A 26816-nucleotide genomic window follows, 5' to 3' on the forward strand; every position below is an offset into this window, starting at 1 on the left:
CTGAATCTGAATCTGGGTTCATCATTTGCTGCGGTATGGCGGCGCTGGCGCAAGAGGCTCGGGCTGACTCAAGGTCGCCCGCGTAGCGCCAGACAGCGGTAAGGCGATCAAGAAGCAGGCTCCCTGCTCGGCTTCTGGGGCCAGCCAGAGCTGGCCTCCATGCTCGGCGATGGCGGCTCGGGCCACTGCCAGCCCGAGCCCAGTGCCCTGGCCGACCGGTTTGGTGGTAAAGAACGGCTCAAACAGGCGTTCAACGGCCTCGGGCGCGACCCCAGGGCCATCATCCGCGACCCGCAGCAAGAGCTGATCGTCAGCCAGCTCGGCGCTGATCCACACCTGATGCGTCGCCGCCTGCAGGGCATTATCCAAGAGGTTGCCGAGCGCCTGCTCCAACCGCAGCGGGTCGACATCCAGTGTCAGCTCGGCCAGCTGCTCGGGCAAGGCGATCTCGACCTGCAGGTCACCGCGCGGCGCGGCCTGGCGAGAGCGCGTCACAACACCCTTGATCAAGGGCGTCAGCTCGACCGAGCGCCGGTTCAACACCCCTTGTCGAGCGAAATCGAGCAGCTCACGGACGATGCGCTCCACACGCCCCAGTTCGGCGAGCAACTGGGTCAGCTCGCCCCGCGCCGGTGCCTCCGGCGGCAACTGACGGGCGGCGCGCTGGGCGCGCCCGGCAACACTGCCGAGCGGGGTGCCGAGTTCATGCGCCAAGCCCGCGGCGAGTCGGCCGATCGCTGCCAACTTCTCCGATTGACGCAGTTCACGCTCGAGTTGCGCCTCACGCGCGCGCTGATCGTGCAGGCGCTGCTCAGAGGCCTCCCAGCGCGCGATCATGGCATTGATGCTGGCGCCAAGACGGCGTAATTCATCGGGTCCACGCTCTGGCACGCGCAGTCCTGACTCGCCGGTCCCGATCGGCTCCATCGCGCCGGTGAGTCCGCGCACATGGCGACCGACCGCGCGATGATGGCCGATCAACACCACCAGCACGAAGACCACAGCGAGCAGACCCAGGGCGCTGCTGCCGAGCCAGCGCAGACGTTCCAGATAGTCTTGAAAGCGGGACAGATCGCGCGTCACCTGCAGCAGCCCGACCACCTGGCCGGCAGCGTCGAACAGCGGCAGGAAGAACGAGAACACCGCGCGGCCGCGGCGCTCCTCGAAGCTCCCCTGAGTGCCTTCGGCAGTGAGTTCGCGCGCATCGCGACGCCGCTCCAGCAAGGGGCTGCGCGGACCGCTGGTGGCCACCCGCGCGCCGGCGCGGTCGTAGACGTAGGCGCCAAACACCTGATCGATCTGAAACACCGAATCCAGCGCTTCCTGCACCGCATCGGTATCGCCACGCACCATCGCGGCCGCGATCGGCAGACGGATCGAGCGCGCCACCAGCTCGATATCGTCCTGCAAGCGCCGCGTCATCTGCCCCTCGAGCTCGCGCAGGCCCAGCATGCCCACCACCACGAGGATGCCGAGCAGTGGCAGCAAGACGAACAACAAAACGGCATTGCGTAGTGAGCCTAAGCGTTGCATCGGGTCATTGTGCCGCAGGCCAACCCCAGCTGTCCCTCAACGCCGGTGCAAATTCAACCAGTGGGGGGAGACAACGAGAGCGATCACGAGGGATTCAGATTGATAGCATTGATGCACTCTCCACTTAACATCAATGCTTGGCAGAGATCAGGCAGGCTAGAATAGCGCGTCAGAAAAGCCGGTAAAGCCGACCTATCGAGTTTCGAGACGCCCTATGCGCCCTGCCCCCATGTTGAAGACGCTCTTTCCGTTCCTGAACTGGTTCCCGCTCTCCGGTGACCGACTGCGCGGCGATCTGATCGCTGGTATTACGGTCGCGCTGGTCTTGGTGCCGCAGAGCATGGCCTATGCGCAGCTCGCCGGCCTGCCCGTGGTCTACGGGCTCTATGCCTCGTTCATGCCGGTGATCGTCGCCTCGCTCTGGGGCTCACTGCCGCAGCTCCATACCGGCCCAGTCGCCATGCTCTCGCTGATGTCGGCGGCAGCGGTGCTGCCGCTGGCCGCACTCGGCAGCGAAGACTTCATCGTGCTCTCGGTGATGCTGGCGCTGATGGTCGGGGTGCTACGCTTGACGCTCGGGCTGCTGCGCATGGGCATCCTGGTCAATTTCCTCTCCAGCCCGGTCATCGTCGGCTTCACCAATGCCGCGGCGCTGATCATCGGTTTATCGCAGCTGAGCAAGATCCTCAACGTGCCCTTCCCGCGCACCGATAACTTTGTGCTCGATCTCTGGACCGTGATCGTGCAGTTACCGCAGACCCATCTGCCAACGCTGCTGTTCGCGCTCGCAACCTTCATCATCATCATCGGCGCTCGCCGGGTGATGCCGAAGATCCCCGGGGTGCTGCTAGCGGTGGTGTTGCTAACGCTGTTGAGCTGGTGGATCGGCTTTGAGCGCAACCAGTCGGTTGCCCTCGACGCCATCCAAGACCAAGAGGCGCGCACCCTGGCGGCGGGCTTCGCCTCCACCGCACGCGCGATCGACTCGCTCGGCACCACCACCGCGCGTATCAACCAAGACATGCGCGAGCTGATCAGCGCCGATGATGCCGATCGGTTCACCGAGGTAGCGCTGCTAGAGGCCGATCTCCGTGTGCTGACCCGCGAGATGAATCAACGCAAGCTGGCCAACAACGAGCGCCAGGTCGCGCTGCACAACCTCCGCTTCGAGCATGTGCTGACCGAAGATGGGCGTGATCTGTTCTACCGCCACGGCACCGTACCAGCCGATGCCCAGGCCGACGGCCACACCTGGCGCATCAACAAGGTCGATGGTGATCAGATCAAGATGATGGGCGGTGGCGCCGTGGTCGGCGCCATCCCGGCGGGCTTGCCCAGCTTCCAGGTGCCAGAGATGCGTATGGACTTCTTCTGGACCCTGTTCCCATCGGCGCTGGTGATGGCGCTGATCGGCTTCATGGAGGCGACCTCGATCTCCAAAGCGATCGCCGCGCAAACCCGCGAGCGGGTCGATACCAGCAAGGAACTGGTCGGTCAGGGCCTGGCCAATATCGTCGGCAGCTTCTTCAGCTCCTACACCGTCAGCGGCTCCTTCTCGCGCTCGGCGGTGGCGGCCAAGAACGGCGCCAAGACCGGGCTGTTCGCGATCATCAGCGCCATCGCCGTGATGTTGGTGCTGCTGTTCCTGACGCCGCTGCTCTACCATTTGCCGCAGGCCGTGCTGGCGGTGATCGTGATGATGGCGGTGTTCGGACTGATCAACATCCGCTCACTGGTGCGCGCTTGGAAGATCGAGCGTCAGGAGGCCCTGGTGGGCCTGATTACCTTCCTTGCCACCCTGGCCATGGCACCGCAGCTCGCCAACGGCATCCTGCTCGGCGCCGGACTCGCCATCGTGCTGTTCCTGGTCCGCACCATGCAGCCGCGTACCGATATCCTCGGCCGTCGGCCTGACGGCAGCCTGGCTGGCGTGAGCACCAATGAAGTCGAGCCGCTTGGCAATCGCTTCATCGTCGTGCGCTTCGATGGCTCGCTCAACTTCGTCAATGCCTCACGCTTCGAGGATGTCTTGCTCGAGGCGCGTTCCAAGAACCCGCAGGCACGCGCGGTCCTGATTGATGGCAGCGGCATCAACGACATCGATGTCACCGGCGAGGAGCGTTTGCGCGATGTGATTGAGACCTTCCGCGACAATGGGGTTGAGCTCTACTTCTCGAGCCTCAAGTCTCAGGTCTACGAGACCCTACGCCGCGGCAAGCTGTTCAACCTGCTCGATGAGACCCACTTCATACGCACCAAGCGGACGGCCATCGACTTCATGGAGGAGACGTTCGACAACGGTGAGGCACCACGCCCGGCGCCCCCAGCGGTTGGACCGAGCACGCCGGTGCTGGGCTGACCGATGAAATTCTCCGAATTCGAGACCGACGCTGGGCCACTGATCGAGGCCCATGAGCCAGGCCAGGTGCGCATCCAAGGTCAGCACTACCAAGGAACGCTCGCGCTCACGGCAGGGCGCATCCTGACCGATTGGGGGCCGGCCCAGTTCGAGCAGCTAACATCGGCGCACTTCGAGGTCATTGCCGCGTTGGCGCCGCAAGTCGTGGTGCTCGGTACCGGCGCGCGCCAGCGCTTCCCAGACCCGGCCCTCTATGCCTGCCTGTTCGCCCAAGGCATCGGCATCGAGATCATGGACACCGGCGCCGCCTGCCGCACCTATAACATCCTCGCCGGTGAGGGCCGGCGCGTGGTTGCCGCCCTGATCAGCGACGCCTGAGCCATCACTAATGGACCGCAAGATCCTGCTCTCGGTGCTGACCGGCGCCCTCCTCGCCTTCATCGGCATCTGGATGCTGCTATCCGCCTTCCCCGATGAGCGCGCCGGGATACGGCTCTATCCCTGGGACGTCAGCCGTGCGCCGAGCGGTCAGCTGCAGGCGTTTGGTCTGACGCTCGGCGAGAGCACCCTGGCCGATCTGCGCGCGCTGCTCGGCGAAGAGGGCAAGCTCAACCTGTTCGCCGAGACCAGACCCGACGCCCCTGACAGGGATTTCACCGTCGAGGCCTACTTCGACAACATCCTGCTCAGCAATCTAAAGGCCGATTGGGTGGTCTCGCTCGCGGTCCCGCAGGACCAACTCGCCGGCATGTACGACCGCGGCCTGCGCGCCAGCAAGCTCGCAAGCGGCAGCCGCAAGGTGGTGCTCGACCCCGACGATGCCGCACCGCTCGCCGAGGCGCCGATCCGCTCGATCACCTATCTCCCCTGGAAGAGCCTGCGCCCGGAGGACATCGTTGGCCGTTTCGGCGAGCCCGAGCGCCAGCTCACCGAGAAGCGCGGCGTGGTGCACTGGCTCTATCCGGACCAGGGTCTTGATATCGCCCGCGATACCGATGGTGGCGTGGTCATTCAGTATCTGAACCCCGCCGACTTCGAGCGCGCGTTGCAGCCGCTCGAAGCGGCAAAAGCGGCATCATAGAAGCGACATCACAAGACGAATCCCGAGGACCACGGGAAGAAACGTCCATCAGTGAGCATTCAAGTAAACCTTCAGGCACAGGACGAGCTGAAAGCAACGGATGCCCGAATGGAGGTTGACGAGATCAAGGTTGGTTTGCTCTATCCTAAGCGTAGATGGTAGAAAGCCAGCATTGTTCTCTGCAAATGGAGAAACCTTGTGTCACTGAATATCAAGAGTCCCGAGGCCGACGCCTTGGTCGCCGAGTTGGCTTGCTTGACCGGCGAGTCCAAGACAAAGGCGGTCATCGTCGCCCTGCATGAACGTTTAGACCGCGCCCGCCGGGAACGCGATCGGCACAGCTTATCGAACGACCTTCAGGCCATCGGCAAGCGCTGTGCGGCTTATGGCCGTCGCGACACCACCGACCATGGCACGCTTCTCTACGACGACGCCGGTCTGCCCCGGTGATCATCGACACCTCCGCCGTGCTGGCGATCCTGTTCGACGAGGATGATGCGGCCCGCTTCGCGGATGCAATTGCCGGCGCGGATCAACGGACGATGTCCGCTGCCAATTTTCTTGAAGCCGGCATTGTGATCGACAAACAGCTCGGGCCTGCTGCCGGCAGGCAGCTCGATGCCTTGCTGGCCAAAGCGCGCGTTGAGGTTGCCCCAGTCACCCGTGAACAGGCCGAGATCGCACGACAGGCTTACTTGGACTATGGCAAGGGCCAGCATCCGGCTGGCCTCAATTTTGGCGATTGCTTCGCTTATGCCTTGGCAAGAAGCACGGATCGCCCCTTGCTCTACAAGGGTGACGATTTCCCCCAAACCGACATTGCTTCGGCCCTTGATCAGAAGAAGTGAGCCGATCAGTGAGCCGACAGCGGTAAAGCTCGACAAGCCAAATCCTGATTTCTTGTCGGCCTAGACGCATACATTGAACCAGCCTTTGGCGATCGGCCCAACTGCCAGTTACAACGCACGCGCCATCAGCACCGCGTCCTCGCGATGGTCTCGGTTCGGATCAGGGTTCGGGTCAGCACTCGGGTAATAGCCCTTGCGCAGGCCGATCTCATCAAATCCCTCGGCCTGATAGAGCCGGATCGCGCCCTGGTTTGATGCCCGCACCTCGAGAAAGGCCGTGTCTGCCTCGCGCTGACGCGCCAGCGCGAGCACGCGCCGCAGCATTTGCCGTCCAAGTCCACGGCCTTGGTGGCTCGGCGCCACACAGAGATTCAGGATGTGGCACTCGCCCGCGGCCACCGACATCACCGCATGGCCGATCAAACGTGCGGCCCGATCGGCGACCAGACAGTAATAGTTGGCACGCAAACAGTCGCGAAAGATGCCCTCGGTCCAGGGTACCGCATAGGCCTCGCACTCGACCTGCATGACCTCGGCGAGGTCAGCCTCGGTCATGCGCCGCAAGGCGATCGCGCGCTCTGGAGTCAGGGGGACGGTCATCCGCCGATTATAGCCAGCGACGAGATCGCCAGCAGCCCGATGCCGATGCCAATGCCGACCCTGCCTGACCCCGGAAACGACCCATGATCGACAGCTAAAACCCTATCGCCAAGGTGTTAATCAATAATAAGATTTGGCCCAAACCGAAAGGGACAGAGGGCATCCTCGAGCACTTCAGGAGCAACCGCCTCAGTTTCCTGACCCGGATCATGTGCGAGGTGATTTCCTGGTCGTTCTTGAACCGAGATCAGCCGGCGCAGGCAGGAATCTCGTTATAGTTTCGCCGAGTTCTCCGCCTCCGACCGAGCCGGTGTCCAGGTTACCCATTAGATATCGCCGATGTCTCTTGGGAGACCGCGCCGGCGGCTCACAGGCTCCTCGGCCGGAGCACCCATCACCCATCCAACGTGGTAACACGATGTCGCAAGAGCACATGGTCACCATCGACGGCAACGAAGCCGCCGCCTACGTCGCACATTTGACCAACGAGGTCATCGCCATCTATCCGATCACCCCTTCGTCCAACATGGGCGAATGGGCGGATGAATGGTCCTCGTTGGGGGTCAAGAATCTCTGGGGCACGGTCCCCAGTGTCATCGAGATGCAGAGCGAGGCCGGCGCCGCCGGGGCCATCCACGGCGCGCTTCAGGCCGGCTCCCTGTCGACCACCTTCACCGCCTCGCAGGGTCTGCTGCTGATGATCCCGAACATGTACAAGATCGCCGGGGAGCTGACCCCGACGGTGTTCCATGTCTCGGCGCGTTCACTGGCGGCCCAGGGCCTGTCGATCTTCGGCGACCACTCCGACGTGATGGCCTGCCGCGCCACCGGCTATGCGATGTTCTGCTCGGCCTCGGTGCAGGAGGTCATGGACTTCTCGCTGATCGCGCAGGCGGCAACGCTGGAGTCGCGGGTGCCCTTCCTGCACTTCTTCGATGGCTTCCGCAGCTCGCACGAGGTCAACAAGATCTCAAAGCTCTCACACGAGCAGATTCGCACCATGATCGACGAGGATCTGGTCAAGGCCCATCGCGACCGCGCGATGAATCCGGACCATCCGATCATTCGCGGCACCAGCCAGAACCCGGATGTCTACTTCCAGGGCCGCGAGACGGTAAATCCGTACTATGCCGCACTGCCCGGGATTATCCAGCAGCGCATGGATCAGCTCGCCGAGCTGACCGGGCGCCAGTACAAGCTCTTCGAGTACGTCGGCGCCGAGGATGCCGAGCAGGTCATCCTGTTGATGGGCTCCAGCATCGGCGCCGCGCAGGAGGCGGTCGAGCATCTCGCCGCAGAGGGCAAGAAGGTCGGCCTGATCAAGGTTCGGCTGTTCCGGCCGTTCAGCAAGGCGCATCTGCTCGAAGCCCTACCGGTCACGGTCAAGACCCTCGGCGTGCTGGATCGCTGCAAGGAGCCGGGCTCCAATGGCGAGCCGCTCTATCTGGATGTGGTCACGGCACTGGCCGAGGCCGTCGCCGAGGGCGATATGGCAACCATGCCGCGCGTGATCGGCGGCCGCTATGGGCTCTCGTCGAAGGAGTTCACGCCGGCTATGGTCAAGTCGGTCTTCGACGAGCTGGCCAAGGACAAGCCGAAGAACAAGTTCACCCTCGGCATCATCGACGACGTCAGCCACAGCAGTCTCGATTGGGAGCCGGGTTTCAAACCGGACGTGACCAAAGGGGTCACTGAATGCGTGTTCTATGGCTTGGGCTCCGACGGCACCGTCTCGGCGAACAAGAACTCGATCAAGATCATCGCCGAGGAGACGCCGAACTTTGGTCAGGGCTACTTCGAGTACGACTCCAAGAAGGCCGGCGCGGTCACCATCTCGCACCTGCGTTTCGGTCCCAATCCGATCAACAGCACCTACCTGATCGGTGACGATGAAGCCAGCTTCGTCGCCTGCCATCAGCCGACCTTCCTGACCCGCTACGACATGCTCGCCAAGGCCAAGGACGGCGCGACCTTCCTGCTCAACTCGCCGAGCCCGGCGGATCGGGTCTGGGATGATCTGCCGAAGTCGATGCAGCAGCAGATCATCGACAAGGGGCTGAAGTTCTATGTCGTCGACGCCTACGACATCGCCGAAAAGACCGGCATGGGGCGGCGCATCAACACCATCATGCAGACCTGCTTCTTCGCCATCTCCGGCATCCTGCCGAAGGACGAGGCGATCGCCAGGATCAAGGACGCGGTGAAGAAGACCTATGGCAAGAAAGGCCAGCGCCTGCTCGATCGCAACTATGCTGCGATCGATGCCACGCTTGAAGGCCTGCACCAGGTGGATGTCCCTGGCAGCGCCAGCAGCCGCTTCGAGCGTCCGCCGGTGGTCCCCGCCAATGCACCGGATTTCGTCCAGCGCGTCACCGCCACCCTGATCGCGAACCGCGGCAACAGCCTGCCGGTGAGCCTGATGCCGGCCGATGGCACCTGGCCGACCGGCACCACCCGGTTCGAGAAGCGCAACATCGCCCTCGAACTGCCGGAGTGGGAAGAGGACCTCTGCACCCAGTGCGGCAAGTGTCCGCTGGTCTGCCCGCACGCGGCGATCCGCTCCAAGATCTTCTCGGAGGATGCGATCGCGCAGGCTCCTGAAGGTTTCCAGAGCGCCAAGCTCAAGGGCAAGGATTTCCCCGAGGGCTATCGGATCAGCTACCAGATCGCGCCCGACGATTGCACCGGCTGCGGACTCTGTGTCGAGGTCTGCCCGATTCGCGACCGCAAGGACCCCAAGCGCAAGGCACTGAACATGCGCCCGGCCGAGGAGCGCCACGACCTCGAGGTGCCGCGCTGGGACTTCTTCCTGTCGCTACCCGAGTACGACCGCACCAAGCTCGACGCCAGCAAGATCAAGCACGCGATGATGCTGCAGCCACTGTTCGAGTTCTCCGGTGCCTGCGTCGGCTGCGGCGAGACGCCCTACATCAAGCTCGCCACCCAGTTGTTCGGCGACCGCATGCTGATGGGCAACGCCACTGGCTGTTCGTCGATCTACGGCGGCAACCTGCCGACCACGCCCTACACCACCAACCCCGACGGCCGCGGCCCGACCTGGAACAACTCGTTGTTCGAGGACACCGCCGAGTTCGGGCTGGGCCTGCGTCTGGCCGTCGACAAGCAGACCGATCAGGCGCGCGAATATGTCGCCCTGCTCGCCGACAAGATCGGCACCGACCTGGCGGACGGGCTGCTCAAGGCCGATCAGAGCACCGAGACCGGCATCTTCGAGCAACGCCAACGCGTCGCCGCGCTCAAAGACAAGCTCGCCGGGATGGACAGCCGCGAGGCCAAGGTCCTGCTCAGCGTCTGCGAGAACCTGGTCAAGCGCAGCGTCTGGATCGTCGGCGGCGACGGCTGGGCCTATGACATCGGCTATGGCGGTGTCGACCATGTCCTCTCGACCGGTCGCGATGTGAATCTGTTGGTGCTCGACACCGAGGTCTACTCCAACACGGGCGGACAGAAGTCAAAAGCCACACCGATGGGCGCGGTGGCCAAGTTCGCAGCCGCTGGCAAGCCGACCTTCAAGAAGGATCTGGCGATGATGGCGATGGCCTACGAGAACGTCTATGTCGCGCAGATCGCCTTCGGCGCCAAGGACGTGCAGACCATCCGCGCCTTCATGGAGGCCGAGTCCTACCCCGGCCCCTCGGTGTTGATCTGCTACTCGCCCTGCATCGCCCATGGCGTTGACATGTCGAACAACCTGCGCCAGCAGGACATGGCGGTCAACTCCGGCCACTGGCCGCTGTTCCGCTATGATCCGCGCAAGATCGACCAGGGCGAGAACCCCTTGCACATGGACAGCAAGGCGCCGAGCATCCCCTATCGGGACTACCTGGCCAGCGAGACCCGCTTCAGCGTGCTCAACCGCACCCATCCGGATGACGCCGAGCGCTTCCTGAAGCTGGCGCAGAAGCACGTCGAGAGCAAGTACTCGCTCTATGAGCAACTGGCGCATCTGGCCTGGCAGAAGGCGGAGAAGCCCGCAAGCGCCGAGTGAGACCTTAACAGCCGTCAGCGCGCGAGGGGCCAAGCCCTTCGCGGCGCACTCGCCCGACTCAGACCTTCGCCCCGGAGATCCCCATGGACCTGACCACCAACTACCTTGGCTTCGAGCTCAAGAACCCGATCGTCCCTTCTTCCTCGCCCCTGTCCAAGAGCATCGCGCAAGCGAAGGAACTCGAGGATCAGGGCGCCTCGGCGCTGATCATGTACTCGCTGTTCGAGGAGGCCGTGACCACCGAGACCGAGACCATGAACCGGTTCCTGCACCAGCAGGACACCGGCTTCGCCGAGATCGGCGAGGGCTTCATCCCGGACTGGAACGACTTCAGCACCGGCCTCGATAACTACCTCGAGAACCTGCGCAAGCTCAAAGAGGCGCTCGATATCCCGATCATCGCCAGCCTCAATGGCGTGACCCCGGGCGGCTGGATCGAGCATGCCAAGGAACTCGAGCAGGCCGGTGCCGATGCGCTTGAGCTCAACGTCTACTATGTCGCCGCTGATATCAACCTCGATGGCCGCCAGGTCGAAGAGCGCTATCTCGAGATCCTGCGGCTGCTCAAGAACCAGATCAACATTCCGATCAACATGAAGCTCTCGTCGAGCTTCAGCTCGGTCGGCAGCATGGTGCGGCGCCTCGCCGAGGCCGGCGCCGATGGCGTGTCACTGTTCAACCGTTTCTATCAGCCCGACATCAATATCGACAGCCTGCGGCTGCAGCCGAGCCTGCACCCCTCGACTTCGGCCGAGGCGCTGCTGGCGATGCGCTGGATCGCGATCCTCTACGGGCGCATCGATGGCCTCTCGCTCGGTGCCACTGGCGGCATCCATACCGCCGAGGATGCCATCAAGCTGCTGCTCGCCGGCACCGATGCGGTCCATCTCTGCAGCACCCTGCTGAAGAACGGCGCACCTCAGGTTGCGCGCATCCTCGACGGCATCACGCACTGGATGGAGGAGCAGAGCTTCGAGTCGATCGCCGACATTCGCGGCCGTGTCAGCGCCCTCGCGGTGCCAAATCCGGCCGATTTCGAGCGTGCCAACTACGTCAACATCATCGACAGCTATAGCTTCTCGCCCGGCGTGCTGGTCTAAGGCGATAGGCGAATAGCCGCGCTGGGAGTCAAAGGCTGACGATCGCAGGGCGCTGGACTTCCAGCGCCCTTCCTACAGCGTCCCTCCTAGCGCCCTTTCCTGTGCCCCTTCAAGAGGGCCAGAATCAGCGCGATTCCGCGATTCGAAAGTTCGTCACGCGAGACATTCCAAATCACCGGCTCGACCACAGGAAGGCTAGACCACTTCATGATCTTCGAGCCGGAAGCCCATCAGCTCGAGGATGAGGCCAGTGGAGGCGCCGCCGAGCATGCCTCCAAGCGCACCCGTGGGCACCTCACTCAAGACCTGATCGATCACCGAGCGCTCGCTGCCTAACAGCAACGGCGTCGTCATGCCGGCCATCAGCCAAACCGCAGCGCCAACCACCGAGGCGATCAACCCCGCCACCAAGGGCGCCGCCAACCGATCGGGTAGCCAACCGTGACAGGCTTGCACGATCCAATATTCATTGAGCTGAAAGAGCGCACCAACGATTGCGACCACGCCAGCCGCCATCACGAAGGGGCCAACAGCAAGGTCCATAGTGGTCAGGACCAACACCAGTGCCAAACCCGCTCCAAAACCCGCCAGCATCCCGGTCAGCGTTTCCGCCAATGGGCGCGCATTTTGCCGTCCAGTCCAGGCAAAAAAGGCACCAGCAGCAAGGCCACTCGCAGCTGCGACAAGCGTGATCATCGCCAAACTGATGGTCTGTCCAGAGATCACCAAGTAGCCGATCGAGGCCAAAACGCCGGCTGTAGCGCCAACCAAGGCCAGCGGCATCGCGCTGTAGAAAGCGGCAGTCGTCATCGCGGCCGTCACGGCACCGAACACCAGCGGCTGCCAACCACTGAGCCCGAGCAAGGCCAGCACCTCATATAGGCCAATAAATAAGCCCCCGAAGATCGCCCCGGCTAGGCTCCACACCAACAGCGACACGGCGATTGCAAAAAAGCGGTTTCTCAAGGCAGCGACTCCTCCAAGCTTGTCTCATTATTCTTGCCCCCATTCTAGCCCGCCGCGACCCTCGCGTCGCCGCGAAACCCGTCCGGTGTCTGAGGTACCATGCGTGCTAGGCGATCTCATCGGTACCGGGCCGGCTTATAGCCTATAGCCAAACCCTTCGCCCAGAAGGGGCTATCGATGCGCATCGCCTGAACAACAAAACACCGAACTAGAGGGGACACAACGATGGCAAGAACAGCATTGGTCACCGGCGGCACACGCGGCATCGGCGAGGCGATCAGCATCGCCCTCAAAGAGGCTGGCTACCAGGTCGCAGCCAACTACGGCGGCAATGATCAGGCCGCCCGGCTCTTTACCGAGCGCACCGGTATCCCGGCATACAAATTCGACGTCGCCGATTTCGACGCCGTCGCCGATGGGGTCAAACGCATCGAACAGGACCTTGGCCCGATCGATGTGCTGGTGAACAATGCCGGCATCACCCGCGACGGCACCCTCCACAAGATGCGCCCTGATCAGTGGCATCAAGTCATTGAGACCAACTTGGGCTCTTGCTTCAATTGCGCGCATGCGGTCATCAACGGCATGCGCGAGCGCGCCTTCGGTCGTATCGTCAACATCGGCTCGATCAACGGCCAGTCGGGCCAATATGGCCAGGTCAACTATGCCGCGGCCAAGTCTGGCATTCATGGCTTTACCAAGGCCTTAGCCCAGGAGGGAGCAGCCAAGGGCATCACTGTCAACGCCGTCGCCCCTGGCTATGTAGATACCGACATGGTGCGCGCGGTGCCGCCCAACGTGCTCGAGAAGATCATCGCCCGCATTCCGGTCGGTCGCCTCGGCAAGCCCGAGGATATCGCTCGTGCGGTGCTGTTCTTGGTCGCCGACGAGGCCGGCTTCGTCACTGGAACGACAGTCTCCGTCAATGGCGGGCAACACATGTATTGATCGAACAGGCAATTGCTCGAGCAGGCAATTGCTCGAGCAGGCAATTGCTCGAACAGGCAATTGCTCGAGCAGGCAATTGCTCGAACAGGCAATTGCTCGAGCAGGCAATTGCTCGAGCAGGCAATTGCTCGAACAGGCAATTGCTCGAGCAGGCAATTGCTCGAGCAGGCAATTGCTCGAACAGGAAATCGCGCGGACAATCGCTCAGACAAGCGCACGGACTTCTAAGCTCTTAGAGTTAGGTTTTAGGCAGCAGCCCTTTTAAGGTGCATAAAAGCAACATTTAAAATCAGCGACTTACGATTCCATGTGAATCTGCCGGTCACCGAACCACGCGATCCGTCGCAAGCACCTTGACGAAGAATCAGGGGCTTGCAGTCAGGTGAATTTCGTCACCTTAAAAGGGCTGGTTTTAGGCAGTTGATCCCAGAGCGCCGATCCAGGCCGCGCGTCAGAGCGATTGACCGCAACGGTTGTCCAACCCCCGCTGCACCGATAGACTTCGGCGCTTTGCCCCCAGAGTCCCGCCGCCCATGCGTACCTCAGAATTTCCGCTGAACACCGTCAAGGAGACGCCGGCCGACGCCGAGATCGCCAGCCACCAGTTGATGCTGCGCGCCGGTATGATCCGCAAGCTCGCGGCTGGCCTCTATACCTGGCTACCGCTGGGCCTGCGGGTGCTGCGCAAGGTCGAGCGCATCGTCCGCGAGGAGATGGACCGCGCCGGCGCGCTCGAGGTCGCGATGCCAGCGGTGCAGCCGGCCGAGCTGTGGCAGGAATCCGGCCGCTGGGCGCACTACGGCCCCGAGTTGCTGCGGCTGAAAGACCGGCATCAGCGGGAGTTCTGCTTCGGCCCGACGCATGAGGAGATCATCACCGAGCTGGCGCGCAATGAGCTGCGCAGCTACAAGCAACTGCCGATCAACTACTACCAGATCCAGACCAAGTTCCGCGACGAGATCCGCCCCCGTTTTGGCGTAATGCGCGCGCGTGAATTCTTGATGAAGGACGCCTACTCCTTCCACACCCATCAAGACTCGCTGGCCGAGACCTATGCGCGGATGTACGAGACCTACAGCCGCATCTTCAAGCGCTGCGGGCTCGACTTCCGTGCCGTGCAGGCCGATACCGGCTCGATCGGCGGCAACGCCTCGCATGAGTTCCATGTCCTGGCCGACTCCGGCGAGGACGCCATCGCCTTCTCCACCGCCAGCGACTATGCCGCCAACGTCGAGCTGGCCGAGGCCCTAGCGCCTGCCGAGGCCGCAACTGCGCCGAGCGAGGAGCTGCGCCTGGTCGACACCCCCGATGCCAAGACTATCGCCGACTTGGTCACGGGCTTTGGCCAGCCGATCGAGCGCACGGTCAAAACCCTGATCGTCGCCGGCGCCAATCCCGAGACCGGTGAGGAGCAAGGCCTCATTGCCCTGCTGGTGCGCGGCGATCATGAGCTGAATCCGGTCAAGGCGGAAAAGCTGGCGCAAGTCGCCACCCCGCTGCGCATGGCGACTGAAGAGGAGATCCGCGCCGCGATTGGCGCCGGCCCCGGCTCGCTAGGGCCAAAGGATCTACCGATCCCCTGCGTCGTCGATCGCAGCGTTGCCGTCAGCGCCGACTTCAGCGCCGGCGCCAATCAAGACGGCAAGCACTGGTTCGGGCTCAACTGGGGCCGCGATCTGCCGCTGCCCGAGGTCGCCGATCTGCGCAGCGTGGTCGAGGGCGACCCCAGCCCAGACGGTCAAGGCCAACTGACCATCGCCCGTGGCATCGAGGTCGGCCATATCTTCCAGCTCGGGCGCAAGTACAGCGAGGCGATGAAGGCCGTGGTGCTGGATGAGTCCGGAAAGGCCGTGATCATGACCATGGGCTGCTACGGCATCGGCGTCTCGCGCGTGGTCGCCGCCGCGATCGAGCAGCATCACGACGAGCGCGGCATCTGCTGGCCGACCAACATCGCGCCCTTCGAGGTCGCCCTGCTGCCGATGAAGCTCGGCAAGTCATTCCGCGTGCGCGAGGCCATCGACGACCTCTACGAGCGCCTCAAGGCCGTCGGCATCGAGGTCCTGCTCGACGATCGCGATGCCCGCCCCGGCTTCATGTTCGCCGACATGGAGCTGATCGGCATCCCTCATCGCGTCGTCATCGGCGACAAACATCTCGATGACGGCAAGGTCGAATACAAGGGCCGACGCGACGCCGAGATGCAGCTGATCGCGCTCGACGAGATCGTCCCCTTCCTCGAGCGCACGCTGGCCCGCTGATCTGGCCCTCTAATGATCACCGGACCTAAAGGGCAAGAGAAGAACGATTCAACATTGAGCCGCAGATCAACGAATCAGGGCCATCCAAGATCATCAACGCCGCGCTATCCGTAACGCCATGCCCCGCTAATCACTAACCACTAAGCTTTTATTTCAAGGCGACCGCGCCCACCGAGACGGAATCAAAACAGCGAATGAGCAGAATCGAATCCTTTGATCGCGAGCAACTGCTCGCCTGTGGTCACGGCGAGATGTTCGGCCCCGGCAACGCCCAATTGCCCGTGCCGAACATGCTGATGATGGATCGCGTGACCCGCATCGCCGACTACGGCGGCGAATACGGCAAGGGCGAGATCATCGCCGAGCTCGACATCAAGCCCGAGCTTTGGTTCTTCGGCTGCCATTTCCCTGGCGACCCGGTGATGCCAGGCTGTCTCGGCCTCGACGCCATGTGGCAGATCGTCGGCTTCTATCTGGCCTGGATCGGTAACCCCGGCCACGGCCGTGCGCTCGGTGTCGGCGAGGTCAAGTTCACCGGCCAGGTCCTGCCCAGCGCCGAGAAGGTCACCTACCGCGTCTGCATGAAGCGCGTGATCTCACGCAAGCTGGTGCTCGGCATCGGCGACGGCACCATGGATGTCGACGGCCGCATCATCTACACCGCCAAGGATCTGCGCGTGGGCCTGTTCACCTCCACCGAGGGATTCTGAGTGACTAGCGAGCGAGACGCGCCCAATAGCCATGTTGCCGGGAGCCTCGACCCCGACTCGGAGAGCGAGCGCGATCCTAGACTCAAGCCAGGTTTCGACATCGAAAACGACCAATCTCGGCCAGACTCAGCAGCGTCAACCGAGCTGACGCCCGATGAGGCCGAATCCCGCGAAGCGATGCTCACGCCGATCGAGGCACGCGTGCTCGGCTGCTTGATGGAGAAACAACGCACCACGCCGGATCAATATCCGCTAACACTGAACGCACTGGTCACCGCCTGTAATCAAAAGAGCGCCCGCGAGCCGGTGATGAAGCTCACCCCCGGCGAGGTTGGCCACTGCGTCGGCCAGCTCCGCGATCGCGGCCTCCTGCATGCCAGCTTCACCGGCCGCAGCGAGCGCTTCGACCACAAGCTGACTGGGCATTTCATGCTCGACCGCCAACAGCAGGCGCTGCTCTCTGTGCTGATGCTGCGGGGTCCGCAGACCACTGGCGAATTACGGACCAACAGCGCGCGATTGGCCGAGTTCGACAGCCTGGCCGCGGTGCAGTCCTCGCTGGATCAGCTCGCGCATCACAACCCACCCCTGGTGCGCGAGCTACCCCGCCAGCCCGGCATGCGCGAGCAGCGCTTCGTCCATCTGCTCTGCGGCGAACCCTCAGCCGAGTCGATCGCGATGGTAGCCAGCGCCCGCCGCCCTGCACCACCAGCCGCCAACGCAGAGCAGGAAGCACTTGCCCATCGCGTCGAGCAGCTCGAGACCGAGGTCGCCGCCTTACGCGCCGAGCTGGATGCGCTCAAGGCAGAGCTGAGCTAGCTCGACAAGGCTCGCCAGACTCACCCCTCCCGGGAAAACTAAAGCCCATCGGCCCATCGCTGAGCCCGTCCATACATAAGTGACGCCTATCCCGAACAACAGAACCGGAGCTCGACATGCAGCCCATCCGCCAGATTATCGAAGACGCGCCTGACTTTATCCCGGTGCCCGAAACGCTGCGGCATCGTCGCGTCGAGATCATCCTATGGCCACTTGAGCCTCCTGTTGATCCTGCTCTCGATCCTCCTGCGGCCGCAACTGATGAGACCTTGACTGAGTACGAACGCGTCAAGGTGGACAAGATCGACATCCCCCCAAGGGATGAGCGCCATGTCCGGCGCTGAGTTGATCGACAGCAATATCTGGATCTATGACCATCAGGACGCCCCTGATGATCCGCGTTCGGCGTTGGCCTGGGCATTTGTTCGTCGCGAAACGCATATCGTCATCAGCGCCCAAGTCGTCGCCGAGTATTTCAACATCGTGCGACGCAAGGACGAGGAGGAGCGAATTCTACGCAATATCGCGCGCATGCTGAGACGTTGCCGCGTACAACCGCTCGATAGCGCGGTCATCCAACGCACACTCGCCATCCGCAAGCGCTACGGGTTTTCGATCTGGGACAGTCAAATCGTTGCCGCCGCCTTGGAGGCAGATTGCCGCCGGCTCTACACCGAGGACTTGCAGCATGGCCAGGTCATCGAGACCCTTGAGATCATCGATCCTTTCAAAGCATGAATGAGATTGGTAAACACTCAGGACGGACGCTTTGATGTCGGGCGATCCATCATCGGTTGAGCAGATCCGCATCCGCGGCGCGCGCACCCACAATCTCAAGAACATCGATGTCGACCTGCCACGCAATCGGCTAGTGGTGATCACCGGGCTGTCTGGCTCCGGCAAGTCGTCGCTCGCCTTCGACACCATCTACGCTGAAGGCCAGCGCCGCTATGTCGAGTCGCTGTCGGCCTACGCGCGGCAGTTCCTGTCGATGATGGACAAGCCGGATGTGGATCACATCGAGGGTCTGTCACCGGCGATCTCGATCGAGCAGAAGACCACCTCGCACAATCCGCGCTCGACCGTCGGCACCATCACCGAGATCCACGATTATCTGCGTCTGCTGTTCGCACGCGTGGGTATCCCACACTGCCCAACCCACGCCGAGCCGCTGGCAGCGCAGACCGTCAGCCAGATGGTCGATCAGATTCTGGCGCTGCCTGAGGGCGAGCGGCTGATGCTGCTGGCGCCGGTGGTGGTCGAGCGCAAGGGCGATCAACAGTCGCTGTTCGCTGAGCTGAATGCCCAAGGCTTCGTGCGTGCCCGCATCGATGGTGAACTCTGCGAGTTGGACAGCCCGCCGGCGCTGGATGCCAAACGCAAGCACAGCGTCGAGGTGGTGGTCGATCGCTTCCGGGTGCGGCCGGATCTGCAACTGCGACTGGCCGAGTCGATCGAGACCGCGCTCGCCCTCTCCAAAGGTCTGTTGCAAGTGGCTTGGATGGACCCGGACGCCGAGGGCAACGAACGCCCAGCGCTCACCTTTTCGGCCAACTATGCTTGCCCGCTCTGCGGCTGGAGCATCACCGAACTCGAGCCGCGACTGTTCTCGTTCAACAACCCCGCCGGCGCCTGCCCAACCTGCGATGGTCTTGGCGTCGAGCAGTTCTTCGATTCGGCCAAGGTCGTGTTGCACCCGGAGCTGAGTCTCGCCGGCGGCGCCATTCGTGGCTGGGATCGGCGCAATGGCTATTATTTCCAGATGCTCGCCAGCGTCGCTGAGCATCTTAGCTTTGACATTGAAACGGCCTGGTGTGACCTCTCCGAACAGGCACAGCAGGTCGTCCTCTTTGGCAGCGGCAAGGAGAAGCTCAAGCTGAAACTGCCGCATGAGCGCGGCAGCGGCAAGCTGCGGGTCTTTGAAGGCATCATCCCGAACATGGAGCGCCGTTACCGCGAGACCGATTCGGTCACCGTGCGCGAGGAGCTGGCCAAGGTCATCTCGGCACGCCCTTGCCCGAGCTGCTCCGGTGACCGGCTCAATGAGGCGGCCAGGCAGGTGCTGATCGATGGCCGCAACCTACCGGCCCTTTCCAGCCTACCGGTCGGCGAATCGCTGCGCTGGTTCGATGCACTCGAACTGCCCGGCGCGCGCGGCGAGATCGGCGCCAAGATCACCAAGGAGATCGCCCAGCGCCTGCGCTTTCTGGTCGATGTCGGGCTCGACTATCTGACCCTCTCCCGCAGCGCCGAGACCCTCTCCGGCGGCGAGGCCCAGCGCATCCGGCTCGCCAGTCAAATCGGCGCCGGGCTGGTCGGCGTCATGTACATCCTCGACGAGCCCTCGATCGGCCTGCATCAGCGCGATAACGCCCGCCTGCTCGGCACCCTGACCCGGCTACGCGATCTCGGCAACACCGTCATCGTGGTCGAGCATGATGAAGACGCTATCCGCAGCGCCGATCATGTGCTGGATCTCGGCCCCGGCGCCGGTGCCCATGGCGGCGAGATCGTCGCCCAAGGCACGGCCGAGGCGATCGCCGCCGAGCCAGCCTCATTGACCGGTCAGTATCTCAGCGGTGTGCGGCGCATCGAGATCCCCAGCGAGCGCCGACCGGGGCGCAGCGATCAGCCACTGATCATCCGTGGTGCCAGCGGCAATAACCTGCGCGGCATCGATGCCGAGATCCCGATCGGCACCTTCTGCGTGGTCACCGGCGTCTCCGGCTCCGGCAAGTCGACGCTGATCAACGACACCCTCTATCCGCTCGCCGCGCGCCTGCTCAACAATGCCTCGTTACAGCCCGCGCCGCATGCTGGCATCGAGGGCCTGGAGCAATTCGACAAGGTGGTCGATATCGACCAATCCGCGATCGGCCGCACCCCGCGCTCGAACCCGGCCACCTACACCGGGCTGTTCAACCTGATCCGCGACCTGTTCGCCGCCGTGCCCGAGGCGCGCGCGCGCGGCTACGGCCCCGGCCGGTTCAGCTTCAACGTCAAGGGCGGGCGCTGCGAGGCCTGCAAGGGCGATGGGCTGATCCGGGTCGAGATGCACTTCCTGCCCGATGTCTATGTGCAATGCGATGTCTGCCAGGGCCGGCGCTACAACCGCGAGACGCTGGAGATCCGCTACAAGGGTAAGACCATCGATGAAGTGCTGAGCCTGACGGTCGAGGACGCGCTGGCCTTCTTCGGCCCGGTGCAGGCGCTCCGGCGCAAGCTGAAGACCTTGGAAGACGTCGGCCTCGGCTACCTGCGCCTGGGTCAGGCCGCGACCACCCTCTCCGGCGGCGAGGCGCAGCGCGTCAAGCTCAGCCGCGAGCTGTCCAAACGCGGTACCGGGCGCACCCTCTACATCCTCGACGAGCCCACCACCGGCCTGCACTTCGAGGATGTCAAGCATCTACTCCAGGTGCTGCACTGGCTGCGCGATGCCGGCAATACGGTGGTGGTGATCGAGCACAACCTGGATGTGATCAAAACCGCGGACTGGATCATCGATCTCGGACCCGAGGGCGGCGACAAGGGTGGGCAGGTCATCGCCAGCGGTCCCCCGGAGCAGATCGCTGCTTGCGAGGCGTCCTATACCGGGCAGTTCCTGAAGCCGCTGCTAGCGCGAGGATCTGGTTGACTGCAGAGGTGATGACCCCGTCACCGAGCCGTAAGGTGGAGCCCGGCGCGAGGCTTACCGCATAGCTCGCAAGCGGCATGTCGGGCGGTCAGATGGCTCAAGACTCAAATGCTCCTTGAGTTTTCCCGGTCTAGTGCCGATAATCGAAGAAGCTCATCTGCCATGTGTAGAAGGAGTAACGAGGCCGTCCTTTGGGGCGGCTTCAGCTTTCTAAGCCTGGTTCTGCCAATATACCTCGTATTCCCTTTGCAACTTGCGCTGCCTGTGGGGTTGCTCGACCAGGTAGGCCGTCCAGGGCAGGAGATACTTTCCCCGGTCCGCCAGAATCACCAGGAAGCTCTCCTGCTCGAGCCACAAACAGATGCGCCGCTCTCCCCTGCGCTGGTTGGCCCAGACTTTTAACCTGCTGTCAGCATCGTGCTCGATGATCGGTCTTGGCCAGCGAATCCGTTCGCAACGGCGAAGATCCGGCGTTCTGTCCTCTTCAACAGCGCCTTCCTGAATCATGTGCCAGAAGGTGGCCTCTTTTCCGTGGTTCAATGGATGGCGCTTCAATCCCAGGCGGCGCCCCCGGAACACAGGGTTACTATCAACGAAATCCTGTTTAAAGTAGCTATAGATGGCCTCCAGATACGACTCCCAATCGCCATTATAGTCAGACAACCGCTCCAACGGTGGCAGCCAGTCCGGTTTATCCGTCATCCCTACACCTCACTCGCCCGCCAACGGAACAGATTGACCTTGTCCTCCCGATAGAGGGTCGTCTTGGTCAGATTGTAGCCGGAGCGTTCCTGGATTCTCGCGACTAGCGCCTCCTTGGCCTGACTCCCCTGTAAACCGCGATTGAGGTAAGAAATCGCGCCGATCAATAGATCCGCCAGTTGCAACTGTTCGATTTCGTGGGAGTGGACGAGCTGCACGCGTTCGATGACGTTGCGCGAGAAATCGTACATATTATTGCAAAGCACGTCGTGCAGCTTGACCACTTTCTCCGCACCCTGGGTGTCCTTGATGTCCAGATACACCCGGTAGCGGGCATCGGGGCGGAAGATCACCTTCAGCATGTCGAAGTACATCTTGTAATACCAGATGTCGTGATCCTGCCCAGGAATGGCGTCATGCCGCAGCTTTGACTTGTCCGGCACGATCAAGGCGCGAAAATGTAGATCATTGTCGTCGAAAAAGTAATCGACAAGATCAAGGTATAGCCCGGTTTTCGCCGGAGACACCTTGGTCCACTTCACCTCAAACTGCGGCGTAAGACCGTGTTTTTGCTTGATCTCCCGCAGGCGTACCGCGATCTCCCGGCTCTTGTCCAGGGGGCACCAGATGGCACCCAGTACCATAGCCGTCTGATGGTCATGCTCCAGATGACATGACTCATCGCAATAGACATTGAAGATGTCACTCATGGCGTAACGTCCCCTGTCCTCTTCATTTCAAAGCCTGCTCTAACCGGGCGACGAGTTTCAGCGCCTTGTCCAGCTCCGCTTGATACAAAGGGACCTCTCCCCAGTGCGCGGCGGGATTCAAAACCCGGTCTTTCATACGGATAACGGCATCAATGGCCTCCATGGATTTGGCCTGCTGCCATGCGGTATCGGATAGAAACTGGCGCAAGTGGCGTCTTTGTGCCTTCAACTTTCCCTTCGTGGCAGCGTCAAGCGAGACATCGGTATCCAGATCTGCATCCGAGGCACCAGCCCTTTTAAGGTGAGCCCCCAGAGCTGGCTGCCGCTTGCGCCAAGAGTTTAGCCGTCGAGACATGCGGCTTGCCGGTGTGCTTCGTGCGCGGTGTGCGGGGCTTCTTCGGTCCCCGGGTAGTCTTGCGCAGCTTCTTCAGGTCGACGTTCTGCGCCAACACCAGCAGCATGGCACAGAAGCGCACCTGGTCGACCTGTGAGAAGACGCTCCAATGTTGCTCCTCGACGGCGATGTTGAGCCCCTCGCTGGTGCGGGCGATCTCAGCGGCCAAGTAGTACTCAGACACCGTCTCATCGATCTTGGCCTCGGGGTGCGCGGCGCGCAGCGCGGCCATCACCACGGCATAGAGATTGAACGCGACCAGCGCCAGGCAGAAGCCGAACAGCGCGGCCTGCGGATAGCCCAGGGTGTTGAGTTCGGAGTTGAGATGCCCCTCGAGCTTTTGAAACGCGGTCTCAATCGTCCACCGGCCGCGATAGCGTTCCGCCACGGTGGCGGCATCGGCCTGCTCGGCAGGCAGGTTGGTCAAGAGGATGAGATCCCGATGCCCATCACGGGTCGGCTGCTTGAGCCTGAGCACGACGCGCCGCCAGGTCCAGGTGTGCCCCTCGGCATCGGTGACCTGCACCGCCTGCTCAAACAGTTCGCCATCGGCACTGCGCCCGAGCGGTTGCAGGGCACTGAGCGGTTTGACGCTCAGGCCCGTGTGATGACGGATGACGAAGGCGGCCTGACGTCGGGCGATGGCGGCCATGAAGGCGGTGACACAGAAGTTGCGATCAGCGATCCACAGGTCGTTCGCCTGCACCGTCTCGGCGACCTCGCCGAGTAAGCTGCGCTCCTGGGCATGACCATCGGCGCAGGGGAACACGTCACTGAGCAGCCCCCGCGCGTCATCGAAGACCACCAGCGCCTTGCCTGGCAGGGGCGCCGCGGCACTGTCGCGCAAGGGCTTGAGTCGGCGTTCGCTGGCGGCGATGCAGTTGCCATCAAGGTACAGGATGCGATACCCGGGCAGGCGCTCGGGGCGGGTGCCACCGAGTTCATCGATGATCTCCGCGGCATCACCGGCGATCAGGCGCACCAGCCCTTGCGAGGTCGACAGCTCGACGCCCTGGAGCTTGCCATAGACCGCCACGACCGTGGCGGCGATGTTCGACTCGCGATAGGCCGCATGCACGTTGGCCTGCACCCGACAGACGATCTGCAGCATCAGTCCAACCAGCGAGGAGAACAGGATCTGGCGCGTATACTGCTCATCGCGGGTCGCCTCGAACCAGCGGTCGAGCCGTTCGGCGTTGAGCAGGCGCTCAAGCAGTCCGCGCACCATCACGCTGGCAGGGGTGCGCTCGGCAAAGCGTTGCAGGATACCGTCAAACATTAGGGTATCAGCTCCAGGGTTGCCAGAAGATGCCTATAGATTACAACGCGTTAGGGGCACCTTAAAAGGGCTGCGTCTGGGAACCGAACCTCCGGCAGCGCCCAGAAATACCAGTTGAACAAATCCTTGTAGAAGCGCTCATTGAGCAATTCGACGTTAAAGATCTCTTCCCAGACGGCATGCAGGGTATCAAAATTGGAGATGGCAGTTCTAGCCAGCAACGTGGGCAGCGCAAAGGATTGGAGAATATCCAGATGGCCCCGGTGAGGATTGGCTAGGGAGATGTCCCTGATGATAGTGACCTTGCCAAGCACGTCCTTCTCGGCATCCCGTTTGTTCATGCGGCGGTTGATGACGGCGATGGAGAGCAAGTCCTGGTGCTTGATGCACACCATAACGGGCATTGGGAAAACGCGGTTCAACTGGCGAGCGATGGCGGTGAGCTTTCCCCGGGCATAGTCCCGCTGCTTCAGCTCGATGGCGAAGAACAGGTAGGACTGCAACAGACCGGCGTTGACGGCATCGTTCTTGAACAGGATGTTCTGGTCTGAAAGCTCTTCGTCGGTAAGCTGGAATAGGATATCAGCCTTGAACCAGTCGGCGAACAGGACCTTGTCCTTGTTGATTTGAATATCCGGGTTGTGCTCGGTCAGCAGCTCCAAAAATGCCTGTGGTTTGGAGTCAGCTATCTCAATGGTCTTGTCGCTGTGGTAACCCAGCGTTCCCAGCAAGGAGAGTGCCGCATCATATAATGGCTGCGAGTCGGAGGAGTGTCGCCGTGCTCGCGATACATTTTGGGACTCCAAGTCCCCAAAATGACTGCGCTCGGCGACAGCCATTGTGCCCCGGTTCGCCCCGCTCCGGGCCGCCGCTCCGCCACGAACAGCGCCCGCTGGGCGCGTTCGGGCTGCGCACCGGCCCTACGGCGAATGGCTTGACGGCGTGTGGGATGCGCTTTGCATACTGCCTACGCGGCTTCGGGTCTACGCCCCTTCGCCACTCCGGCAGCACGCACGCGCCCACGCCTACCGGGGACTACGCGCCTTCGCTTCGCTCTCCATGGCGCGCAGCGAAAGAAGTCGCTTCCCAAAAGTCATGGTTCGGCCGCTGCCCGCTCACGGACGAAGAGATGCCTAATTTGTGGCAAGTCTTCTTCAGGCTGGCGAAGGTTTCGCGGCAGTGGCGCGCCTGTCATGCCTCCTGATCCAAATGCTGACCCGCTCTGTTCTGTGCGTCCACAGAGACCAACCCCAGCCTCTCGTTCTAAACCCGTAGCGCATCAAGCTCGCACCGCAACCCCTCCTCTGCCTCCTGAGCCACCCGCTCGGCTTCCCGTGCCTGATCCCGCTGCGCCACGGCTACCTGTTCCCTAACCCGCACCTCCGCCAACGCCTTCGCACCCTCGGCAACCTCTTGACGCAAGCGCTCCACCTCCCAACGCGCCACACCGAGCTCGACCTCGGCCTGCATCGTCTGGCGCTGCTGCGAAGCCAACGCCTGGCTCAGTTCCTGCACCCGCTGCTGATGTTCGCACGCTTGCGCCTCCAGCCGCTGCTTGAGCGCATCGCGTTCGACCCGGACCTCCTCGATCACGCGCACATAATGCTGCTCCTGACCAACCGCGACCTCGCGCTCACGCACCTGCTCCAGGCGCAGCTCCTCGACCAGCACTCGGCTCTGCTCGACCTGCTGACGCAGCCCGTCGCGTTCAGCGCCATGCGAGGCCTGCAGCGTTTGCAGCACCTGCTCGTGCGCGCGTTGGGCGGCCCGGCCCTCCTCGCGCGCCTGATCGCGCTCATCGCGCAGGGTCTCGATCAGCGCTTGGCGCTCGTCGGCCAGCGCGTTGGTCCGCTCACGTGCTTGATCCGCGGCCGCGGTGCGGGCCACGGCCACCTCGCGTTCCTGATGCGCGGCGTCGACCTGCTGCTGCATCGCCGCGCGCTCATCGGCCAGCCGGGCAAAGGCCCCCTCCTGCGCCGCCTGCCAAAACGCTGCAATCGGTGCCTGCAAGGTCTCTGGCACCCCGGCCGGGAGGGTGTGACCTTTGAGCTGGGCGCGGATCTCGTCGATCACCTGATCGCGATATTTGAGCACCGTGGTCTTGGAGCCGCGCCCCAAGTGGGCCAGCAGTCGATCAGCGCTCGGCGCTTCGCAGGCGGTGAGGCAGGCATAGATGGCCTGACGGGTGTCATCGAGGGTGATGGGCGGTTGGCGGGTCATGGAACCGATGCCTGATCAATGGCCGTGCCCTGACGCGGATGGCCCGTTTTGGCGGGGCTGAGGTTCATCATCATACCGTACAGCAGTACGGAGTATGTACTGAAACGGTACAGCTCAATCAAAGATCGCAACAGAAGCCCCCCTCTGTTGCCATCTTTTGGATTTCGCCCGTTTTGGCCGTGAGCCGACCCCACGGGGCCGTGGAACACCCCGGGGCAGCGACCGCTAAAACGCGGCAACAGGGCAGAATAGGGTCTAATAAACAGAATATTAAGAACAACGTGAAACGCCCCGGCTAAAACCGTGGAACCGAATCTCCGCGCGGCCGAAGCGCCCATTGAAGACTTCATGAAACGCGTGTCGGTGATCACAGCAGCTCGGTGGCGTCGATCATGCCCGCGCGCTATCATGCGTTATACGCATAACGTTGATTAGGGTGACAGCATGCACAAGCGCATGACCATTACGCTCGACGAACCGGTCTACGAGGGGCTGCATCGGCGCATTGGTAAACGGCGCATCAGTCAGTTCATCGAAGATTTGGTCCGCCCGCATGTCCTGGATTCCAGCTTAGACGAGGGGTATCAAGCGATGGCGGCTGATACGGAGCGCGAAGCTGAGGCTGTGGAGTGGTGCAACGCCC

24 protein-coding genes are annotated in these 26816 nt (G+C 62.6%); 15 read left to right on the forward strand and 9 right to left on the reverse strand.

Annotated features, from left to right (window positions below; translation table 11 throughout):
• Window positions 1–21: 21 nt before the first annotated feature.
• Window positions 22–1533, reverse strand: a complete 1512-nt coding sequence (locus VBE63_RS12560) for an ATP-binding protein (protein WP_323683371.1) — start codon at window positions 1531–1533, stop codon at window positions 22–24.
• 214 nt (window positions 1534–1747) lie between these two features.
• On the opposite strand from VBE63_RS12560, the gene VBE63_RS12565 reads away from it, so the two are divergent.
• From VBE63_RS12565 to VBE63_RS12585, 5 genes are all read left to right on the forward strand, one after another.
• Entirely contained in the window at window positions 1748–3892 is a 2145-nt protein-coding gene (locus VBE63_RS12565) for a SulP family inorganic anion transporter (protein WP_323683372.1), read from the forward strand.
• Window positions 3893–3895: 3 nt separating this feature from the next.
• Window positions 3896–4270, forward strand: a complete 375-nt coding sequence (locus VBE63_RS12570) for an Mth938-like domain-containing protein (RefSeq protein WP_323683373.1) — start codon at window positions 3896–3898, stop codon at window positions 4268–4270.
• A 10-nt stretch (window positions 4271–4280) separates the two neighbouring features.
• Window positions 4281–4973: a hypothetical protein gene (locus tag VBE63_RS12575; RefSeq protein ID WP_323683374.1), complete on the forward strand. Its 693-nt coding sequence runs from the start codon at window positions 4281–4283 to the stop codon at window positions 4971–4973.
• Between the two features lie 198 nt (window positions 4974–5171).
• Window positions 5172–5423: a type II toxin-antitoxin system VapB family antitoxin gene (locus VBE63_RS12580; protein ID WP_323683375.1), complete on the forward strand. Its 252-nt coding sequence runs from the start codon at window positions 5172–5174 to the stop codon at window positions 5421–5423.
• A gap of 17 nt (window positions 5424–5440) precedes the next feature.
• Complete coding sequence (locus tag VBE63_RS12585; protein ID WP_323683394.1) at window positions 5441–5821, forward strand: type II toxin-antitoxin system VapC family toxin; 381 nt, start codon at window positions 5441–5443, stop codon at window positions 5819–5821.
• Window positions 5822–5929: 108 nt separating this feature from the next.
• On the opposite strand, the gene rimI is transcribed toward VBE63_RS12585, so the two are convergent.
• Window positions 5930–6421 (reverse strand): ribosomal protein S18-alanine N-acetyltransferase, encoded by a 492-nt coding sequence (gene rimI, locus VBE63_RS12590; protein ID WP_323683376.1) that lies wholly within the window; start codon window positions 6419–6421, stop codon window positions 5930–5932.
• Between the two features lie 418 nt (window positions 6422–6839).
• On the opposite strand from rimI, the gene nifJ reads away from it, so the two are divergent.
• Both nifJ and VBE63_RS12600 read left to right on the forward strand, forming a co-directional pair.
• Window positions 6840–10430 (forward strand): pyruvate:ferredoxin (flavodoxin) oxidoreductase, encoded by a 3591-nt coding sequence (gene nifJ, locus VBE63_RS12595; RefSeq protein ID WP_323683377.1) that lies wholly within the window; start codon window positions 6840–6842, stop codon window positions 10428–10430.
• A gap of 83 nt (window positions 10431–10513) precedes the next feature.
• Entirely contained in the window at window positions 10514–11530 is a 1017-nt protein-coding gene (locus VBE63_RS12600; RefSeq protein WP_323683378.1) for a dihydroorotate dehydrogenase-like protein, read from the forward strand.
• A 195-nt stretch (window positions 11531–11725) separates the two neighbouring features.
• Here the strand turns inward: VBE63_RS12600 and VBE63_RS12605 are convergent, their stop codons facing one another.
• The gene (locus VBE63_RS12605) at window positions 11726–12496 is read right to left on the reverse strand and encodes a spermidine synthase (RefSeq protein WP_323683379.1); all 771 of its coding nucleotides are present in this window, start codon (window positions 12494–12496) and stop codon (window positions 11726–11728) included.
• Window positions 12497–12721: 225 nt separating this feature from the next.
• On the opposite strand from VBE63_RS12605, the gene phbB reads away from it, so the two are divergent.
• The 7 genes from phbB (at window position 12722) to uvrA (ending at window position 20868) form a co-directional block, all read left to right on the forward strand.
• Window positions 12722–13444, forward strand: a complete 723-nt coding sequence (phbB, locus tag VBE63_RS12610; RefSeq protein WP_323683380.1) for an acetoacetyl-CoA reductase — start codon at window positions 12722–12724, stop codon at window positions 13442–13444.
• A 533-nt stretch (window positions 13445–13977) separates the two neighbouring features.
• Window positions 13978–15705 (forward strand): proline--tRNA ligase, encoded by a 1728-nt coding sequence (locus VBE63_RS12615; RefSeq protein ID WP_323683381.1) that lies wholly within the window; start codon window positions 13978–13980, stop codon window positions 15703–15705.
• Between the two features lie 194 nt (window positions 15706–15899).
• Entirely contained in the window at window positions 15900–16415 is a 516-nt protein-coding gene (fabA, locus tag VBE63_RS12620) for a 3-hydroxyacyl-[acyl-carrier-protein] dehydratase FabA (RefSeq protein WP_323683382.1), read from the forward strand.
• The gene (locus tag VBE63_RS12625) at window positions 16416–17234 is read left to right on the forward strand and encodes a YceH family protein (RefSeq protein WP_323683383.1); all 819 of its coding nucleotides are present in this window, start codon (window positions 16416–16418) and stop codon (window positions 17232–17234) included.
• Between the two features lie 116 nt (window positions 17235–17350).
• On the forward strand, window positions 17351–17578 hold the full coding sequence (locus tag VBE63_RS12630) for a hypothetical protein (protein WP_323683384.1): 228 nt from the start codon (window positions 17351–17353) through the stop codon (window positions 17576–17578).
• Window positions 17565–17972 carry a PIN domain-containing protein gene (locus tag VBE63_RS12635; RefSeq protein ID WP_323683385.1) on the forward strand — a complete coding sequence of 136 codons (408 nt, stop codon included), beginning with the start codon at window positions 17565–17567 and terminating at the stop codon, window positions 17970–17972. Before VBE63_RS12630 ends, VBE63_RS12635 begins: the two co-directional genes overlap by 14 nt.
• Window positions 17973–18006: 34 nt before the next feature.
• Window positions 18007–20868, forward strand: coding sequence for an excinuclease ABC subunit UvrA (gene uvrA / locus VBE63_RS12640; RefSeq protein ID WP_323683386.1), 2862 nt, complete (start codon window positions 18007–18009; stop codon window positions 20866–20868).
• A 210-nt stretch (window positions 20869–21078) separates the two neighbouring features.
• Here the strand turns inward: uvrA and VBE63_RS12645 are convergent, their stop codons facing one another.
• From VBE63_RS12645 to VBE63_RS12670, 6 genes are all read right to left on the reverse strand, one after another.
• Window positions 21079–21570 (reverse strand): hypothetical protein, encoded by a 492-nt coding sequence (locus VBE63_RS12645; RefSeq protein ID WP_323683387.1) that lies wholly within the window; start codon window positions 21568–21570, stop codon window positions 21079–21081.
• 2 nt (window positions 21571–21572) lie between these two features.
• Entirely contained in the window at window positions 21573–22280 is a 708-nt protein-coding gene (locus tag VBE63_RS12650; protein ID WP_323683388.1) for a DUF3800 domain-containing protein, read from the reverse strand.
• A gap of 22 nt (window positions 22281–22302) precedes the next feature.
• Entirely contained in the window at window positions 22303–22509 is a 207-nt protein-coding gene (locus tag VBE63_RS12655; RefSeq protein ID WP_323683389.1) for a hypothetical protein, read from the reverse strand.
• Between the two features lie 67 nt (window positions 22510–22576).
• Entirely contained in the window at window positions 22577–23953 is a 1377-nt protein-coding gene (locus VBE63_RS12660) for a transposase (RefSeq protein WP_323683390.1), read from the reverse strand.
• Between the two features lie 50 nt (window positions 23954–24003).
• The gene (locus tag VBE63_RS12665) at window positions 24004–24684 is read right to left on the reverse strand and encodes a hypothetical protein (RefSeq protein ID WP_323683391.1); all 681 of its coding nucleotides are present in this window, start codon (window positions 24682–24684) and stop codon (window positions 24004–24006) included.
• A 532-nt stretch (window positions 24685–25216) separates the two neighbouring features.
• On the reverse strand, window positions 25217–26173 hold the full coding sequence (locus tag VBE63_RS12670) for a DNA-binding protein (RefSeq protein ID WP_323683392.1): 957 nt from the start codon (window positions 26171–26173) through the stop codon (window positions 25217–25219).
• 444 nt (window positions 26174–26617) lie between these two features.
• Here VBE63_RS12670 and VBE63_RS12675 point away from each other — a divergent pair.
• The coding region (locus VBE63_RS12675; RefSeq protein WP_323683393.1) for an addiction module antitoxin at window positions 26618–26816 on the forward strand (199 nt) is incomplete at its 3' end.

This window comes from Lamprobacter sp. (assembly GCF_034860625.1).
Taxonomy (GTDB): domain Bacteria; phylum Pseudomonadota; class Gammaproteobacteria; order Chromatiales; family Chromatiaceae; genus Lamprobacter.